Annotated in this window: 15 protein-coding genes; 7 read left to right on the forward strand and 8 right to left on the reverse strand. The window is 65.2% G+C overall.

Going from position 1 to position 16,794, the window contains the following annotated elements; genetic code table 11:
• Positions 1–126 precede the first annotated feature (126 nt).
• A complete protein-coding gene (locus AC5JDC_RS14655; RefSeq protein WP_495842177.1) occupies positions 127–1,629 on the reverse strand; it encodes an AMP nucleosidase in 1,503 nt (500 codons plus the stop codon).
• A gap of 117 nt (positions 1,630–1,746) precedes the next feature.
• Positions 1,747–1,941, reverse strand: a complete 195-nt coding sequence (locus tag AC5JDC_RS14660; protein WP_106774952.1) for a hypothetical protein — start codon at positions 1,939–1,941, stop codon at positions 1,747–1,749.
• A gap of 190 nt (positions 1,942–2,131) precedes the next feature.
• Between AC5JDC_RS14660 and AC5JDC_RS14665 the strand changes: the two genes are divergently transcribed.
• Positions 2,132–2,854 carry a glutathione S-transferase family protein gene (locus AC5JDC_RS14665; RefSeq protein WP_495842179.1) on the forward strand — a complete coding sequence of 241 codons (723 nt, stop codon included), beginning with the start codon at positions 2,132–2,134 and terminating at the stop codon, positions 2,852–2,854.
• A gap of 150 nt (positions 2,855–3,004) precedes the next feature.
• Here the strand turns inward: AC5JDC_RS14665 and AC5JDC_RS14670 are convergent, their stop codons facing one another.
• On the reverse strand, positions 3,005–3,349 hold the full coding sequence (locus tag AC5JDC_RS14670; RefSeq protein ID WP_495842181.1) for a DUF2147 domain-containing protein: 345 nt from the start codon (positions 3,347–3,349) through the stop codon (positions 3,005–3,007).
• A 404-nt stretch (positions 3,350–3,753) separates the two neighbouring features.
• Between AC5JDC_RS14670 and AC5JDC_RS14675 the strand changes: the two genes are divergently transcribed.
• Both AC5JDC_RS14675 and AC5JDC_RS14680 read left to right on the forward strand, forming a co-directional pair.
• Positions 3,754–4,020 (forward strand): sel1 repeat family protein, encoded by a 267-nt coding sequence (locus tag AC5JDC_RS14675; protein ID WP_495842183.1) that lies wholly within the window; start codon positions 3,754–3,756, stop codon positions 4,018–4,020.
• Positions 4,021–4,357: 337 nt separating this feature from the next.
• On the forward strand, positions 4,358–5,479 hold the full coding sequence (locus tag AC5JDC_RS14680) for an ABC transporter substrate-binding protein (protein WP_495842185.1): 1,122 nt from the start codon (positions 4,358–4,360) through the stop codon (positions 5,477–5,479).
• 106 nt (positions 5,480–5,585) lie between these two features.
• Here AC5JDC_RS14680 and AC5JDC_RS14685 read toward each other — a convergent pair whose 3' ends face one another.
• Entirely contained in the window at positions 5,586–7,661 is a 2,076-nt protein-coding gene (locus AC5JDC_RS14685) for an acetyl/propionyl/methylcrotonyl-CoA carboxylase subunit alpha (protein WP_495842187.1), read from the reverse strand.
• A 172-nt stretch (positions 7,662–7,833) separates the two neighbouring features.
• On the opposite strand from AC5JDC_RS14685, the gene AC5JDC_RS14690 reads away from it, so the two are divergent.
• Positions 7,834–8,817 carry a Tim44 domain-containing protein gene (locus AC5JDC_RS14690; protein ID WP_495842189.1) on the forward strand — a complete coding sequence of 328 codons (984 nt, stop codon included), beginning with the start codon at positions 7,834–7,836 and terminating at the stop codon, positions 8,815–8,817.
• 257 nt (positions 8,818–9,074) lie between these two features.
• Here AC5JDC_RS14690 and AC5JDC_RS14695 read toward each other — a convergent pair whose 3' ends face one another.
• On the reverse strand, positions 9,075–9,836 hold the full coding sequence (locus tag AC5JDC_RS14695; protein ID WP_495842191.1) for a VOC family protein: 762 nt from the start codon (positions 9,834–9,836) through the stop codon (positions 9,075–9,077).
• Positions 9,837–10,164: 328 nt separating this feature from the next.
• Here AC5JDC_RS14695 and AC5JDC_RS14700 point away from each other — a divergent pair, with 328 nt between their 5' ends.
• Positions 10,165–10,857 (forward strand): DUF922 domain-containing Zn-dependent protease, encoded by a 693-nt coding sequence (locus tag AC5JDC_RS14700; RefSeq protein ID WP_495842193.1) that lies wholly within the window; start codon positions 10,165–10,167, stop codon positions 10,855–10,857.
• A 129-nt stretch (positions 10,858–10,986) separates the two neighbouring features.
• On the opposite strand, the gene AC5JDC_RS14705 is transcribed toward AC5JDC_RS14700, so the two are convergent.
• Positions 10,987–11,346 (reverse strand): hypothetical protein, encoded by a 360-nt coding sequence (locus AC5JDC_RS14705; protein ID WP_106774960.1) that lies wholly within the window; start codon positions 11,344–11,346, stop codon positions 10,987–10,989.
• A gap of 272 nt (positions 11,347–11,618) precedes the next feature.
• On the opposite strand from AC5JDC_RS14705, the gene AC5JDC_RS14710 reads away from it, so the two are divergent.
• Entirely contained in the window at positions 11,619–13,178 is a 1,560-nt protein-coding gene (locus AC5JDC_RS14710) for an FAD-dependent monooxygenase (RefSeq protein WP_495842195.1), read from the forward strand.
• Positions 13,179–13,224: 46 nt separating this feature from the next.
• On the opposite strand, the gene AC5JDC_RS14715 is transcribed toward AC5JDC_RS14710, so the two are convergent.
• A complete protein-coding gene (locus tag AC5JDC_RS14715; protein WP_495842197.1) occupies positions 13,225–14,232 on the reverse strand; it encodes a helix-turn-helix domain-containing protein in 1,008 nt (335 codons plus the stop codon).
• A complete protein-coding gene (locus tag AC5JDC_RS14720) occupies positions 14,208–15,410 on the reverse strand; it encodes a type II toxin-antitoxin system HipA family toxin (RefSeq protein ID WP_495842199.1) in 1,203 nt (400 codons plus the stop codon). The genes AC5JDC_RS14715 and AC5JDC_RS14720 overlap by 25 nt, the downstream gene beginning before the upstream one ends.
• A gap of 260 nt (positions 15,411–15,670) precedes the next feature.
• Here AC5JDC_RS14720 and AC5JDC_RS14725 point away from each other — a divergent pair, with 260 nt between their 5' ends.
• Positions 15,671–16,672: a calcium-binding protein gene (locus tag AC5JDC_RS14725; RefSeq protein ID WP_495842201.1), complete on the forward strand. Its 1,002-nt coding sequence runs from the start codon at positions 15,671–15,673 to the stop codon at positions 16,670–16,672.
• Positions 16,673–16,794: the final 122 nt, after the last annotated feature.

Raw genomic sequence — 16,794 nt, forward strand, 5'->3', positions numbered from 1 at the left:
TTGGGAGCAACCGCAGCCCCCAACAAGAGCAATTATGCCATCTCACCATGAGGGCGCCGGGCATGACACCGGCAGCCGATCGACGGGGGAGAGGTGGCGAGCGAAGCGAGCCGGTGAAGGACGGCCCTACTGGAACGGCGTCTCCAGAAAGCTGCGCAGCTTGCGCGAGTGCAGCCGGTCGAGCGGCATCTCGGCCAGCTTCTCGACGGCGCGGATGCCGATCGACAGGTGCTGCGAGACCTGCCGCTTGTAGAATTCGCTGGCCATGCCCGGCAATTTCAGCTCGCCATGCAGCGGCTTGTCGGAGACGCAGAGCAGCGTGCCGTACGGCACGCGGAAGCGAAAACCGTTGGCGGCGATGGTGGCCGATTCCATGTCGAGCGCGATCGCCCGCGACTGCGAAAGCCGCCGCACCGGTCCGCGCTGCTCGCGCAGTTCCCAGTTGCGGTTGTCGATGGTCGCCACCGTGCCGGTGCGCATGATGCGCTTGAGGTCGTAGCCTTCCAGCCCGGTGACCTCGGCTACGGCTTCCTGCAGCGCCACCTGGATCTCGGCCAGCGCCGGAATGGGCACCCACACCGGCAGATCGGCGTCGAGCACGTGGTCCTCGCGCACATAGGCATGCGCCAGCACGTAGTCGCCCAGCGCCTGGGTGTTGCGCAGGCCGGCGCAGTGGCCGAGCATCAGCCAGGCGTGCGGCCGCAGCACGGCGACGTGGTCGGTGATGGTCTTGGCGTTGGACGGCCCGACGCCGATGTTGATCATGGTGATGCCGGCATGCCCCGGTCTCTTCAGATGGTAGGCCGGCATCTGCGGCGTGCGCGGCGGCAGCGCGCCGGAGACGGGCGCGGTGGCGCCCGCCGGGGTCAGAAGATTGCCCGGCTCGACGAATTCGGAATAGCCGCCTCCGCCCTTGGCCATGAGGTCGCGGGCGTAGATGCAGAACTCGTCGATGTAGAACTGGTAGTTGGTGAACAGCACGAAGTTCTGGAAATGGTCGGGCGTGGTCGCCGTATAGTGCGGCAGCCGGTGCAGCGAATAGTCGATGCGCTGCGCGGTGAACGGCGCCAGCGGCCGCGGCTCGCCTGGGATCGGCTCGTATGTGCCGTTGGCGATCAGGTCGTCGGTGCCGTCGAGGTCCGGTACGTCGAAGAAGTCGCGGATCGGCCGGCGCAGCCGCTCGGCGACCGAGCCGTCGACATGCGTGCCTTCGAGGAAGGCGAAATGCAGCGGGATCGGCGTGTCCGATTCCGACACCACCACCGGCACGCCGTGGTTCTTCATGATGAGCTGCAACTGCTCGACGAGATAGGTCTCGAACAGATCGGGCCTGGTGATCGTGGTGGTGAAGTGACCGGGCACCGACATGTGCCCGTAGGCCTGGCGGGAATCGACCTGGGAATAGGAGAGGGTGGTGACGCCCACCTCGGGATAGTAGGCGCGGTAGCGGCCCTTCAGGTCCTTGTCGCTGCCGATGCCGGCGAAGGAGGAGCGCAGGAATTCCGTATTGCGGGCATAAAGGCGCTTCAGCGCCTCGACCGCCTTGGTGGCGTCGGTGAAGGTCTGCCGGACAAAGGGCTCCGGCGAGATGATGGTCTGGGCAGGTTCGGGATAGATTCGCTTTTCCATGAGCCATTATAGAGGGCAAACATGACAACCGGGAGAGGGCTGGAGCGGCCGATCGATTGAGGCAGAGGCTCCCGCGAGTTGGAAATGCCTCGCGGCCGTGTCCGGCCTCCTTGCGGCTTAGCCCCGCTGCAGGCTGACCAGCAGGACGAAGCCGGCGCCCATCTTCTTGGCCTGCGGCGCCTCGATCTGCAGGCTGCGGTCGCCGCCGACGGCCGGGACGGCGAGAACCGGCGCGGCGAGCAGCAGGCTGACGAGCGCGGCGCGAGCCATCAGCGGCACGATCTTCAGCGTCTTGGCGGCGAGGCGGAGCATGTGTTTGCCCTCAGTCGTGGAGACTACGTCTTGTTTGTAACGGGACTATGCCGGTCCGGCGCTGAACCCGTCCTGAGAGCGCCGTTCATTCGGCGTTCAGCTTTTTTCATCGAAGCACAGCCGCCCGGCGCCTTGCGTGGGGGCTTTCGCCGCCTAAGTCTTCGGCAGCGCAAACCGGGAGACTTTTCGCATGACCACGCAGACGCAGCCGATCGAGCTCCACTACTGGCCGACGCCGAACGGCTGGAAGATTTCCATCATGCTGGAGGAACTCGGCGTCCCCTACACGGTGAAATACGTGAACATCGGCAAGGGGGAGCAGTTCGAGCCGGCCTTCCTGAAGATCGCGCCCAACAACCGGATGCCGGCGATCGTCGATCCGGAAGGGCCTTCTTCAGACGGAAAATGGGGCGGCGAGCCCATCTCGGTGTTCGAGTCCGGCGCCATCCTGCAATATCTCGGCCGGAAGTTCGGACAATTCTATCCCGCCGACGAGCGCCAGCGCACCGAGGTCGACCAGTGGCTGTTCTGGCAGATGGGAGGATTGGGACCCATGGCCGGCCAGGCCCATCATTTCCGCCAGTATGCGCCGGAAAAGATCGACTATTCGATCAACCGCTACACCAACGAGGTGAACCGCCTCTACGGCGTCATGAACAAGCGGCTGGCCGACCGCGATTTCCTGGCCGGCGCCTATTCGATCGCCGACATGGCCTGCATCGGCTGGGTCAGGCCCTACAAGAACCAGGGCCAGGATCTGGAGGAATTCCCCAACCTCAAGCGCTGGTTCGAGACCTTGCTGGCGCGCCCCGCCGTCGAGCGCGGCCTGGCGGTCGGCGAGGAGCACCGCCGCAACATCGCCGACGACAAGGAGGCGCAGAAGGTTCTGTTCGGGCAGCGGGCGAGAGCGTGAAATGGAGCGAATAGCGATCGAAGGAGCGAATAGCGAATAGGGAGTAGCGAATAGGGTTTGGCTTGCGCGAGCCGACCCCAGTCGCAACTGTCTTCTATTCGCTATTCGCTATTCGCTATTCGCTATTCGCTATTCGCTATTCGCTATTCGCTACTGCTTCGTCCACGTCTGGCTCCGGCAGATCAGCCCGCCGAGCACGCAGCCCTTCATGCGCATGCTGCCGCCGGTAAGCGTCGCCTTGCCGGCGTAGGTCTTGTCGGTGGCCGGGTCGGTGATCGAGCCGGAATACTGGCCGCCGCCCTGCGCAGACACCTTGCCGATGCCCTTGCCCTTGTGCTTGCCGGTCTTCAGCGTGATGCAGTAGCCGCCGCCGCAATCGCCGATCGCCGCGGTCTCGCCGCTCTGGGTGCGCCAGTTGCCCTCGATCGGGTCGGCATAGGCGGCGCCGGCCGTCAGCATCATGGCCGCGAAGATCATCGTCGTCCTGCGAAACATTTCCGTCCTCCCGTCGATCCGGCGTGGTTTCACGTTCCGGCATCTTACGAAAACGTAAGCTAATCGAAGTCCGCTCCGGCGGAAAGCCGGTGCCGCTGCGGAAGATCGCCGTAATTTTTCGCCGCCTCACGCCCTCGGCACCGGCCGCGAAGCGCATTCGTGGTGAAGGAAGCGTTGACGGCGGCAGCGTAAATTTTCGGAGAATTTTCACGGCACCGCCCGGTCTGCAAGGGATACGATCCTTAATGAATTCCGAGGTTTACCGCTTGTTTGGGTTTTGTTTGCCGCCGGTTAACGACGCCGCTTAACGCCGGTTTCAAGCCTCCCCGGCATCCTTCGAACCATCGAACGAGCGAACCGGACGGGACAGCCGGGCTCTCGGGACAAGGGACAGGGACAGGCAAATGGCACGCTTTGAGATATTCGACGTCGACAGCGGAACCCTCGGCGCTTCGGCCCAGGCAGACGTACTGTGCGAGTTGGGGTTGATGTATGCGACCGGCCGCGACTGCGCCGCCGACGCGATCGCCGCGCACAAATGGTTCAACATCGCCGCGATCAAGGGCTCGGTCCGCGCCGCGGAACTGCGCTCCGAGCTTTCGGCCGGCATGTCGAAGCAGGAGATCGCGCTGGCGCTGCGCCAGGCGCGCGAGTGGATGACGACCCACTGACAGGGAATTCCCGCCGCGGCAAAACGCGCTCCAACGCGTTCGCGGCAGGCTCGGATACGATCCGGAGGCGGAAAACCGTCCCGGGCGACGGTATCCGATCGACCGCCAGCGCGGCGGTAGACCGCGCGGCACGACAGGCGAGGCATGGCGAGAGCTTGCCCGATGCCGCGACCGGTTCCTCCGCCGGTCGCGGCATCGCGCTTTCCCGGCAGGTTCATGGACCAGTTGCCGGGCCGTCGCTGGCGCTGACGTTGCGTCGCCCCATCATGGCATCCCAGCCACCTGACAAGGGGACGCCGCTCGACTATCCTGCGGCGACAAAAGGGAGGAGTTTTCCATGAAAAGACTGAAACATCTCTTCGGCGCGGCCGCGCTCAGCCTTGTTCTTGCCGACCCCGCCTTTGCCCAGGACATCTCGATCGCCGTGGTCGGCCCGATGACGGGCCAGCTCGCCAACATCGGCGACCAGTTCAAGCAGGGCGCCCAGGCGGCCGCGGCGGCGATCAACGAGAAGGGCGGCGTCGGCGGCCGCAAGATCAACATCGTCATCGAGGACGACGTGTGCGACCCCAAGCAGGCGGTGTCGGTGGCCAACCGCATCGTCGCCGAGGGCATCAAGTTCGTCGACGGCCATGCCTGCTCGGGATCGAGCATCCCGGCTTCCGCCGTCTATGCCGAAAGCGGCGTGCTGATGATGAGCCCTGCCTCGTCCAATCCGGAGCTGACCGACGCGGCGGCCGAGAAGGGTTGGCCGACGATCATGCGTCTCTATACCCGCGACGACGCGCAGGGCGCCTTCATCGGCCCGTGGATCGCCGAGAAATTCAAGGGCAAGAACGTCGTCGTGCTGCACGACAAGAGCGCCTACGGGCAGGGCGTCGCCGACGCGGTGCGCGAGACCATGAACACGGCCGGCCTGAAGGAAATCCTCTACGAGGGCCTCAACGCCGGCGAGAAGGACTATTCGGCGCTGGTCACCAAGTTGAAGGAGCTGAAGGCGGACGTCGTCTATTTCGGCGGCTATCACCCGGAGGCCGGCCTGATGCTGCGCCAGTCGGCCGAGCAGGGCTTCAAGTTCCAGCTGATCATGCCGGATTCGATCGCCTCGCCGGAATTCTGGCAGATCGCCGGCCCGGCCGGCGAAGGCACCATGTTCGTCTTCCCGTCCGACCCGCAGGCGAAGCCTGAGGCCAAGGAGGCAGTCGAGAAGATCAAGGCCGGCGGCTTCGTGCCGGAAGGGTTTACGCTGTTCTCCTACGCGGTGGTCCAGGCGATCGCGCAAGGCGTCGAACGCGCCGGCAGCGACGATCCGATGAAGGTCGCCGAGGCGCTGAAGAACGGTGAGCCGATCAGCACCGTGGTCGGCGAGGTCACCTTCGACGAGAAGGGCGACCTGAAGAACGCCAGCTACGACATCAACCAGTGGCACGACGGCAAATACGCGCCGATCGTCCAATAGGTTTGCGGTCTCAGGCAGCCGGCGGCCGGGCTTCGTCCCGGCCGTTTGCTTTTATGACGGTGCGTCCTTCGAAGCTCGCCCTGGAGGACGGCCGCTTGCTGTTCGCTCACTCCGCGAACCTGACCAGCACCGCACCCTCCGACACCTGCGCCCCCTCGACCGCGATCTCGGCGATCTCGCCGTCATGCGCGGCGGCGATGGTGTGCTCCATCTTCATGGCCTCCAGGACGAGCAGCGGCTGCCCCTTCTTGACCGCATCGCCCGCTGCCGCGCGCACCACCTTGACCAGGCCCGGCATCGGCGCCCGCATCGACCCCGCCGCCTCCGCGTCGTCGCTGCGCTCCAGCGGATCGGCGACGATGAAGTCGTAGCCGACGGCGCCGCGGAACACGGTGACGTGGCCGGGCCAACGCACCACGCGCCTCTCCCCCCTCGAGGGGGAGACGTCGGCGAAGCCGACAGAGGGGGTCGGTACGGCCGTGCTCGACCCCGCCTTCCCCGCAGGTTGCACGGTGGCGTCGCGCACGGCCGGGACGACCCCACCCCCGGCCTTCGGCCGGACCCTCCCCTCGAGGGGGAGGGAGGGCGCTGCGCCTTCGACCGCCACCTTGGCCGCACCGCCTTCGACCGCGATCCGCGCGAGAATCTCCTCCTGCCCGTAGCGCAGCGTCGTCCGCCACGGCGCGGCATGGAAATGGGCATAGCCGGCCAGCGCCGACCAAGGATCGGCCGACGGAGCCTGCTCGTCGAGACCTGACGCGGCAAGCGCCGCGTCGGCGACGACCGTTTCGTCCGGCGGCGGAAGCTGTGTCAGCGCCTCCTGCTTGCGGCCGATCAGGCCGGTATCGACGTCGCCGGCGGCGAAGTCGGCATCGGCGGCGAGCGCCGCAAGGAAGGCGAGGTTGGTGACCGAGCCGGCGACCTCCGTCGCCTCCAAAGCTTTGGCCAGCGCGGCCAGCGCGCCGGGGCGGTCCGGCCCATGTGCGACCAGTTTCGCGATCATCGGGTCGTAATAGGGCGAGATCGCATCGCCCGCCCCGACCCCGGTCTCGACACGCAGGGCGGTGCCCGCTGCCGTGGCGTCGGGAAAGCTCAGGTGATGCAGCGTGCCGGTGGCCGGCAGAAAACCTTTTGCGGCGTCCTCGGCATAGAGCCGCGCCTCGAAGGCGTGGCCGGAAAGCCGAATCTTGTCCTGCGTCTTCGGCAGCGGCTCGCCAGACGCCACCCGCAACTGCCATTCGACCAGGTCGATGCCGGTGACCATCTCGGTGACCGGATGCTCGACCTGCAGGCGTGTGTTCATTTCCATGAACCAGAAGCGGTCGGGCCGCAGCCCTTCGGAGGCGTCGACGATGAACTCGATGGTGCCGGCACCGGAATATCTGATCGCCTTGGCCGCCTTCACCGCGGCGTCGGTCATGGCGGCGCGCATCGCCCCGGTCATGCCGGGGGCAGGCGCCTCCTCGATCACCTTCTGGTGGCGGCGCTGCGCCGAGCAGTCGCGCTCGTAAAGGTGGACCGCGTTGCCGAGATTGTCGCCGAACACCTGCACCTCGATGTGGCGCGGCTTCTCGACATATTTCTCGATCAGCACATGGTCGTCGCCGAAGGCGGATTTCGCCTCCCGCCTGGCGCCGGCCAGCGCATCGGCGAAATCGTCGGGGTCGTCGACGCGGCGCATGCCCTTGCCGCCGCCGCCGGCGCGCGCCTTGATCAGCACGGGATAGCCGATCTCGCGCGCCTTGGTGGCAAGCAGCACCAGCGCCTGGGTGTCGCCGTGGTAACCCGGCACCACCGGCACGCCGGCCTTCTCCATCAGTGCCTTGGCGGCGTCCTTGAGGCCCATGGCGCGGATCGCCTTGGCCGACGGGCCGATGAAGACCAGGCCGGCCGCCGTCACCTTGTCGACGAAATCCGGATTCTCCGAAAGGAAGCCGTAGCCGGGATGGATCGCCTCGGCGCCGGTCTCGAGCGCCGCCTGGATGATCCGGTCCGCCCGGAGATAGCTCTCTCCGACCGGGGAGGGACCGATATGCACCGCCTCGTCGGCGAGGCCGACATGCAGCGCCCGCCGGTCGGCGTCGGAATAGACGGCCACCGTCCGCACGCCCATGCGCCGTGCCGTGCGCATGACGCGGACGGCGATCTCGCCGCGGTTGGCGATCAGGATTTTTTGGAACATCGATCCTCCGGAAGCGTCAAGGCGCATGGTGCTGCGCTTTGACGCGAACCGCAATGGCGGATTGACGCACCGTCATCGCCTGCCATGCGGTTGACAGTTCATACAAACGCTGAAATCTCCACACCGCCTCCCCATATGGAGGCGGATGCATTTCGCAAGAGGAGAAGGTGCGATGAAATTGTCCCGCTGGCCGCGGTTGGCCGTGTTGTTCGCAGGGCTGTCGCTGGCGCTGTCCGTGGTCGCGGTGGATTACGCCGAAGCGCGCCGCGGCGGCAGCTTCGGCAGCCGGGGCACGCGCACTTTCCAGTCGGCGCCGCCGACCCGTACGGCACCACAGCCGGCAGCCCCGGTCGAGCGCACCATGACCCCCAATCCGGGGCCGTCCACCACCAACAGCGCCGCGCGCCAGCCGCAGGCCGGGCCTCAGCGGCCGGGCTTCATGAACGGGTTCGGCGGCACGATGATGCGCGGCCTGCTGATCGGCGGCCTGATCGGCCTGCTGCTCGGCCAGGGCTTTGGCGGGCTGGCCGGCATGCTCGGCCTCATCCTGCAGGTGTTGCTGATCGGCGGCCTGGTCATGCTGGCGCTGCGTTTCTTCCGCTCGCGGCAACAGCCGGCGCTGGCCGGCGCCGGGGCGCCGATGGGCTACGCCCGCGACGAGACGCCGCGCGAGGCAGGCGGCACCAGCGGCGGCTTCCGCATTCCGAGCATCGGCTCGGGGTCTGCCGCGCCGGCTGCGCCCGTCAGCGAGGACATTTCGCTCGACCAGCGTGACCTCGACACCTTCCAGCACCTGCTGGCCGAAGTGCAGGGGGCGTTCGCCGCCGAGGACCATGCGGCGCTGCGCCGCCTCGTCACCCCTGAGATGGTGTCGTTCCTCTCCGAGGAACTCGCCGACAACGCGCAGAACGGCGTCCGCAACGAAGTCACGGACGTGCACCTGCTACAGGCCGATGTCGCCGAAAGCTGGCGCGAGGACGGCCGCGATTACGCCACCGCCGCGTTCCGCTACGAATCCCGCGATGTGATGCGCGACCGCTCCAGCGGCGAGATCGTGTCCGGCGACCCCGACGAGATCACCGAGACGACGGAACTCTGGACCTTCGTGCGCCAGAGCGGCGGCGACTGGAAGCTCTCCGCCATCCAGGAGGCGTGAGAAGGCGGGCTTTCTTCTCCCCCTCGGCGGGCAGGGTTTTACCCCCACCCCTAACCCCTTCCCACAAGAGGGAGGGGGACCGGCTGACCTTTCCGCCGAGCACTAATCGTCGACGGTTTTGCGTTGCATGGCGGCCGCAAAGTCCCCCTCCCCCTTGTGGGGAGGGGCTAGGGGTGGGGGTGCCTGTTAGTGCAAGCCGCTCCTCATCCGGCCCTTCGGCCACCTTCTCCCCGCGTGCGGAAGGTCCGGACGACGCCTCACCTTGCGGGCGCAGCCAGCGCGAACATGGCGCCCTGCGGATCCATGCACTGGATGATCCAGCTCCCGCCGGGCACTTCCATCGGTCCGTTGAGCACCTGGCCGCCGCCCGACCTGACGCGCTCGGCGGCGGCGTCGATCGCCTCCACGTTGAAATAGAACAGCCAGGCCGGTGCGGGCACCTGCTCCGGCATGTTCATCATGCCGCCGGTCTGCTGGCCGTCGACGGCGAAGAGCTGGTAGGTGCCCATCGGCCCCATATCCATCGCCTCGTCCTTGGTCCAGCCGAACTGACCGGAGTAGAAGTCGAGCGCCGCCTGCCAGTCGCTGGTGTAGAGCTCGTGCCAGCCGACGCGTCCGGGAGCCGTGGCGGGCAGCGTCGGCCCGCCATCGCCCTGCGGTGCGAACAGGAGGAACACGGCGCCCTGCGGATCGGCGACGACGGAGAAGCGGCCGACGCCTGCGATATCGGAGGGCTCGCGATGCACCGCGCCGCCGGCCTTGCGCACGCCCTCGGTCGCCTCGTCGACGTTCGCGGCATGGATATAGCCGAGCCAGGCGGGCGGCTGGCCCATGGCGCGCGCCTCTTGCGGTATCTCCATGATCCCGCCGAGGCTGACCTCGCCGGTCTTCATGATCCTGTAGAGGAAGTCGGAGCCGGGAAAGGCTTCCGCAGTCCAGCCCACTACCTTGGTGTAGAAGGCTTCCGCCGCCTCCACATCGCTTGTCATCAGTTCGTACCAGACGAAATTCGAGGCCATGGTTCGCTCCCTTGTTGTCCGCGTCCGCCGCCCGCTGCTGTACCGGACGATGCGCCTGCCCATGGCAAACGGCAACCGACCGGCGCGAGCATGCTGACAGCGCGATGGCGACAGCGGCATGACTGGGGCGCATACGGTGCCAAACAGCATGCCGGCGGACGGATTTGGCCTTGTTTTCGTGGGAACCGAGGAATTTTTCGTCGTGGGAGAGCAGAAATTCGTGCCGGGAAGAACAGAAATTCGCGCCGGATAAGCGGAAAAGTAAGCTGGCTGCGGCGCCCCGCCGGTTGCCAAACCGCAGCTCCTTGACCAAGGGAATGGGATGGACATGACGTTTCCGATGAAGGCAGGCCTGCGGCTGGCATTCGCCGCCGCCTGCTTCGCGCCCGCGCCCCTGGCGGCGCAGCAGGCCTGGCAGCCGGTGGAGAAGATCGAGGCCTACGCCATTACCGGCCAGAGCGGCATCGAGCTCTACGAATCGATCGGCGAGCGTGGGCCCAAGGCCGGCATCGGCCGCGCCGTCGCGGTCACCACCTTCAAGCTGACCTGGTCGCGCGACTACCGGCCGGAAGGCGGGGGCTGCCGTCTTGCCGCGGCAAAACCCAAGCTGACGATCGTCTACCACCTGCCGAAACCGGCCAAAAAACTGCCGCCGGCCACGCAGGCGCTGTGGGACGACTTCATCGCCGGCATCGAGGCGCATGAGCGCGTGCATGGCGAATTCATCGTCGACATGGTCAGGAAGATCGAGGCGGTGTCGGTCGGCCTCACCGTGGCCGACGATCGCAAATGCACGAAGATCCGCGAGGAACTGACGAAGCACCTAGCGGCCCTGTCGCAGGAGCAGCGGACGCGCGGCCGCGACTTCGACAGGCAGGAGCTGCGCGACGGCGGCAATGTGCACCGGCTGGTGCTGAGGCTGGTGAACGGCGACCGCGCGATGCCGCCCGGTGCGATGCCCCTGCCGGGGGAGATGCCGCTGCCGGGCGTGGCGCCGTTGCCCGGCGTAGCGGTGCCGTAGCCGGCGACGATTGCGATCCTGGGCGGCCTCCGGCGGCTTGGCTCGAGAGAAGCGCCGGGCAACATTCGCCGAGAGGCCGCGCGCCGGCGCGGCCGTCACCAGCGATGTCCAGCGCTTGCGCTGTCATGCCTATTTCGACACGTAGACCGCGCAGGCGCCGGCGACCTTGAGCTTGTATTTCGTGCCGACGGAATTGCAGTCGGCAAGGGCGCGCCTTTCGGCTTCCTTCTGCGACGGCGCATTGAAGGCGCGCCCGCAGAAGAAGGCTTCGACGCTGTAGCTGAGCGGCGTCTGCGCATAGGCCGAGTGGCCGGGCGCCGCGATATAAGCCTCGTAGACCTGCTGGCAGGGTCCTTTCATTCCGACCGGAAACTGCACGGGATAGCGCTTCTTGCCGATCTTCCCGGCAAGCGACTCCGCCTGGACCGGACCGGCGACCAGAATAGAGGCGGCGAGAATAGCCAGCGCCGCCCGAAGGCACGATTTCATCATTGTCCCCAACCCCCGTTGGCAATTGTAGGAGAACTTCTAGCTGCAATTCCTGCTTGTGGCCAGTGGAGCAGATGGCGAATTTGATCTGTCCAGATCACGTGGCCCAAGGATAATCCCGATGATCCCCGCCGCCGTTAAGCTTGCGTATACGATGGCGTGACTTGGGCGCGCGAACACATGCCCGGGCTGGCCAGACCGCTTGAATTCCGGCACGGCTCGGTCATTCTCGACGCGCGAACGCCAGGCGCTCGCGGGGGAGGGGCATCGTCATGGCGTCGGAAATTCCGGTTCTCGTCGTCGGCGCGGGTCCGACCGGCCTGTCGCTGGCGATCACGCTGCGGCTCCACGGCGTGCCCGTGCGCATCGTCGACCGCAACGCCGCGCCGGCTGCCGTGTCGAAGGCGCTGGCCGTGTGGAGCGGCAGCCTCGAGGCGCTGCACGCCATGGGCGTGGTGGACAAATTTCTGGAACGCGGGGTGCGGCTGAAATCGCTGATCGCCGGCGACGGCAGGCGCCGGCTCGGTGCCATCGCGGTCGGCGACGGCATCGACAGCCCCTATCCCTATCCGCTGCTTCTGCCGCAGTCGCGCACCGAGCAGATCCTGACCGCACGGCTGGCCGAACTCGGTGCCACGGTGGAGCGCGGCGTCGAGCTGACCGGCCTCGACCAGGACGATGACGGCGTGAGCGCGACCTTGAAACATGCCGATGGCGGCGAGCAGAGGATGCGGACAAGATACCTCGTCGGCGCCGACGGAGCGCGCAGCTCCGTGCGCCACGGCGTCGGCATCGCGTTCGAGGGTTATACCGAGCCGCAGATGTTTCTGCTCGGCGACGTCAAGATCGACGGCGCCGGCCTTGACCGGCGCAGCCTCTACATCTGGTGGCACGGCGGCAATACGGTGGCGCTGTTCCCGTTCGAGGATGGCATCTGGCGCATCTTCACCATGCGCGAGGACAGCGAGGACGCGTCGCCGCCGACGCTGGAGGAATTGCAGACGCTGATGGACCGGCATGGCCCGCTCGGCGCGCGCATCAGCGACCCGACCTGGCTTTCCTCCTTCCGCACCAACGAGCGGCTGGCGGCAAGATTCCGCGTCGGCCGCGTGTTCCTGGCCGGCGACGCCGCGCACATCCACAGCCCGGCGGGCGGGCAAGGGATGAACACCGGCATCCAGGACGCCTTCAATCTCGGCTGGAAGCTGGGCCACGTTCTGCACGGCCGCGGCGATGCCGAGCTTCTGCTCGACAGTTATGAAGCGGAGCGCCGGCCGGTGGCGCGCGAGGTGATCCGCGGCTCGGCGCAGCGGCTGCACGTCGCCTTCGCCCCGGGCAAGGTCGCGACCTTCCTGCGCGACATCGCGGTGACGGTGGTGGGCAACCTGCCGGCGGTGCAGAAGATGCTGACGGTCGAGCTGTCGGAGACGACGATCGTCTACGAGGACGGCCCGCTGGTGGCGCTGGGCAACCCGCCGCGGCGGCCGAAGCGCACAGACGTCGGCACGCGCGCGCTCGACGCGACGTTCCTCGACGCCGCGAGCGGCGAGCCGCGCGCATTGTGGGGCGAATTTTCGCCGACCCGCCACACGCTGCTGCTGTTTTCGCAATCCGGCAAGGCGATCGGGCTCGGCGACGTCCCGGAGGGCTTTTCCGATGCGGTCAGGATTGTGGCGCTGGACGAGACGAGCGACCCGAAAGGCGAGGTGCGCGACCGCTACCACGTCTCGGCGCCGGGCTGGGTGCTGGTGCGGCCCGACCAGGTTGTCGCGGCGAGGGGGGCAGGGGAGGAGATCGGAAGGGTGAGGAGGTATCTGGAGAGGGTAGGATAGACGGTGCGATCTGCCCTTCCAGGACGCCGGGGGCGAGCACCGTTCCTTAGAACTTCCCTTTGAGGAGTTGCGCTACCTCAGTTTGGACATGAGCGAGCGAAACGCCTTCGACATCGAAGCGTTCGTACAATGACGATACGAGCGGTAGAATGTGTTCGGCAAGCCGTTCGGTAATTCCTTCTGCTGGAATTTCGGCCTCAAGGAGAACCTCGTCGCTTCGCGAAGGGCGTCCAACAAGCGTCATGCCGGAAAGCGGATTTGCCCAATTCCGCAATTGCCGACCCTGCAGGCCGGTATACAGCGCCCGAAAATGGACGCTGATCGCACCGGGACTAGCCTTGGCCATAAGCCTGGAAAGCCGTTCCGCATGCAGCAGTACCTCGCCTATGCGCCAGATTGGCAGCGTCGTGTCGAAGACGCTTGCAGGGGGGAACGTCTCCTGTCCGTCCTCTTGGTAGCCGCGGATCAGAAAAAGTCGCCCGGAAGGAGTCGCTCGCCAGAAATCGCAGTGCGCAGGATCGCTCTCGAAGGCCCTATCGACATATTCCTTCGGCTCAAACCATACCTCAACGGTTCCATCCACTTGGCGCGGTGCAAGATCTTCGCGATCCAGTATGAGGAAGGCCGGCCAGCCAGTGTGCCGCGTAATCGCCTGCCGCAGAATGTTTTCGTAATCGCGCAGGGAGAATGTCTTCAATTCTCCTTCGAGATAATAATCTATCCGGTAGAAGCCGTCCGGAAACCGAGCGACATTGCCGCTTGGCAATGCATTGGTGAGAGTTCTCCAGCGCTCGATGGCTTCCCTTAAGAAGCGTTCCTGAGCGCCGCCCTGTGCCGGCTCGTCGAGAAGCCCGACCACTCGCAGGATATCGAATGCTTTTGCCAGAGTTAATGTGGTTTCTCCGCGGTCGAAACCTGCAAGAGTGGGAATGCTCACGCCGGCAAGGGCGGCATGCTCACGCTGAGTCAAGTTTTCTGCCTTGCGACGGGCGAGAGCCTCATCAACAAGCTGTTGCCAGTTTAGGGGCTTCAGCCCGCGAGAATTCTGAGACATTGATTGCCCACAATCTCCGCGAAACGGGTTGCAAATCCGCTGGGTTCTTCGCCTGGTGGCGGACGTAGGACTGGCGTTGCCCTTTCTACCCGCCTTTTGAGTTCGGAGAACGTTTGTTCGGTGACGCGGTCGTTCAAGCCGATGGCTTTGCCGAAACGACGAAAAAGGCCGCCGTCGAGTTCCTCGATATGTTGAAACTTGCCACCGATCGCCAGTCCGAAGGTTTTGTCGAAATTGTCGTAAAAAGCCGTATTGAGCACATCGTAGGCGGGTGACAGGCGCAGACCAGTTGACGTTTCGAGGAGCGAGAAATTCTTGAGATGGGCGTCGCAGTTTCCGATCAAGGCAAAGGCCACGAGGCGTCGGAAGTAGCGGGCCAGATCGATCGTCGGCCTCGAAGAGTGGGTCCTTATGATTTCGGCTACCTCTTCGTATGAGCTATCGTATTTGCCGGAATGGTCGTTGTTTCTCGGTTTAACAAGGATTTGAGCGCAGTCTTCCTGACGGAATTTTTCACCATTCGGGCCGCGATCGAAGCGAGTAATTATGAGCGCCGTGTCGTTTCCGACTCGTCCCTGCTCGAAGTCCGTCACCTCTTTCTTGCCGAGGACAGCAGCGGTCCAACGCAAGCTGCGAAGTTCGTTTCGCACAAGGCTGTCGATCGCCTCCGAATTGAATTTCGCAATGAAAGGCGCCGGCCCTGTCGGTCCGGCAGGGGCAAAGCCATCGCTATTTCGGACCACCAGAAGCTTTTTCTGAACGCCTGACACCGTCCTGCCGGGCGTCGGGCCAACTTCCGCGATGGTTTGCAGCGGGGCGGACGCCGAGGGCCTAATGCCGACCGCGCCGATGCAGTCCACGCCGTAACGCAGCAAAAGCCCGAAATCATCCTGACTATCCACGTGAGCGCTGCGCGCCTGACGTTCTCGCAACCAGCCCTCAGGTCCCAGGTGCTGGAAAAATGGGTGGAGGCCGTTCGCCCATTCATGTTCGCGCCGCGTAGCGGGAAAACAGCAGGCGATATCCGCGTCCCAGCCTTCCGCATAGGAAAAACGCGTGCCGCCGGTAACCGTCCGTTGGAGGGTTCCTGCAGGCCTATCCTTGAAAAGGACCTCGGCAATTAGTGGGTGTGAAGTTATGGGTTGTTCCTTGAAGCAAGCGCCGCAAAATTTTACCAATTATGAAATTATACCTTCCTATCTAGGGGAGTCATCCAAAAAAAGCAAGGATAACTTCATTTCTAAAAAGTGGGGCATCCCTAGGGAGGCATAGGTTCGCGAATTCGCGTGTCTATACCCTATTTCCGCTGGGATAAAATCAAACCTTGTTTTGGCCATGGCTACCAATTCCCTCACTCTCCGGCTCACGCCCCCATTCATTCCCGGTTCACCAGGCTCTCTGTAGGACGGTCGCCGCGGGGCGATGAGGAGATTTGTTCATGGCACTGATCAAGGGCACCAATGGCGGCGAAGTCATTCGCGGCACGACCGCGAGCGACGAGATCTACGGTTTCGGCGGCAATGACAGGATCTACGGCTATGAGGGCCACGATCTTGTTTCCGGCGGGGCCGGCAACGACACGCTTTACGGCGGCTCCGGCGACGACGACATCTATGGCGACAGCGGCATCAATACGCTTTATGGCGGCTCCGGCGCGGACTGGTTCCGCTCGAGCGACCGCTCGACCGGCCTGAGCGACGATTTCATCGCCGATTTCGAGCTGGGCCAGGACCGCATCGACCTGCGCGAATGGGGCGTGTCCGATTTCAACCAGGTGCAGGCGCTGCTCGGCAACACCTCGGACGGCGGCGCGATCCTCAACGCCTATCTCGGCGGCATCAACCATGTCATCGAGATCGCCGACGTGGCCCGCGGCGAGTTCGTCTCCGCCGATTTCGTGTTCGACGGCTCGACGCGGGACCGCGACATCGCCGGCACGAATTCCGCCGACGTGCTGTTCGGCGGCCGCGGCCACGACCTGATCGACGGCAATGGCGGCAGCGACAAGCTTTTGGGCGGTCTCGGCGACGACGACATCTATGGCGAAAGCGGCAACGACCAGATATGGGGCGGGCTCGGCAGCGACCTGATGTCGGGCGGCTCGGGAGACGATGTTTTCCGCTTCGTCAGCGTCTCCGAGATGACCAGTGCCTCGGGCCGCGACGTCATCGCCGATTTCCAGATCAACGACGGCGCCGGCTATGACGACCTGATCGATCTCTCGAAGCTCGACGCCGATTTGACGCGTGCCGGCAACCAGGCCTTCGACTTCATCGGCCGGGACAGCTTTGTTGCCAACAGCCCGGGCGAGCTGCGCTATACGTATAATTCGGCCGGCGACACCGTCATTGTCGGCAACATCGACAACGATACATCAGCCGAGTTCCAGATCGTGCTGATCGGCCGCCACGTTCTCGATGTGAGCGACTTCATCGTCTGATCGCCGACGGGATCGGCTGACCCCGACTTTTCGGCGTTGCAGCCGGCTGCCGGCATCCCTTTCTGAAAAACGAAGGCCCGCCTGGCGGGCGGGCCTTGCCGGATCGACCGCGGACCGATCCC

The organism is Kumtagia sp. (assembly GCF_059502445.1).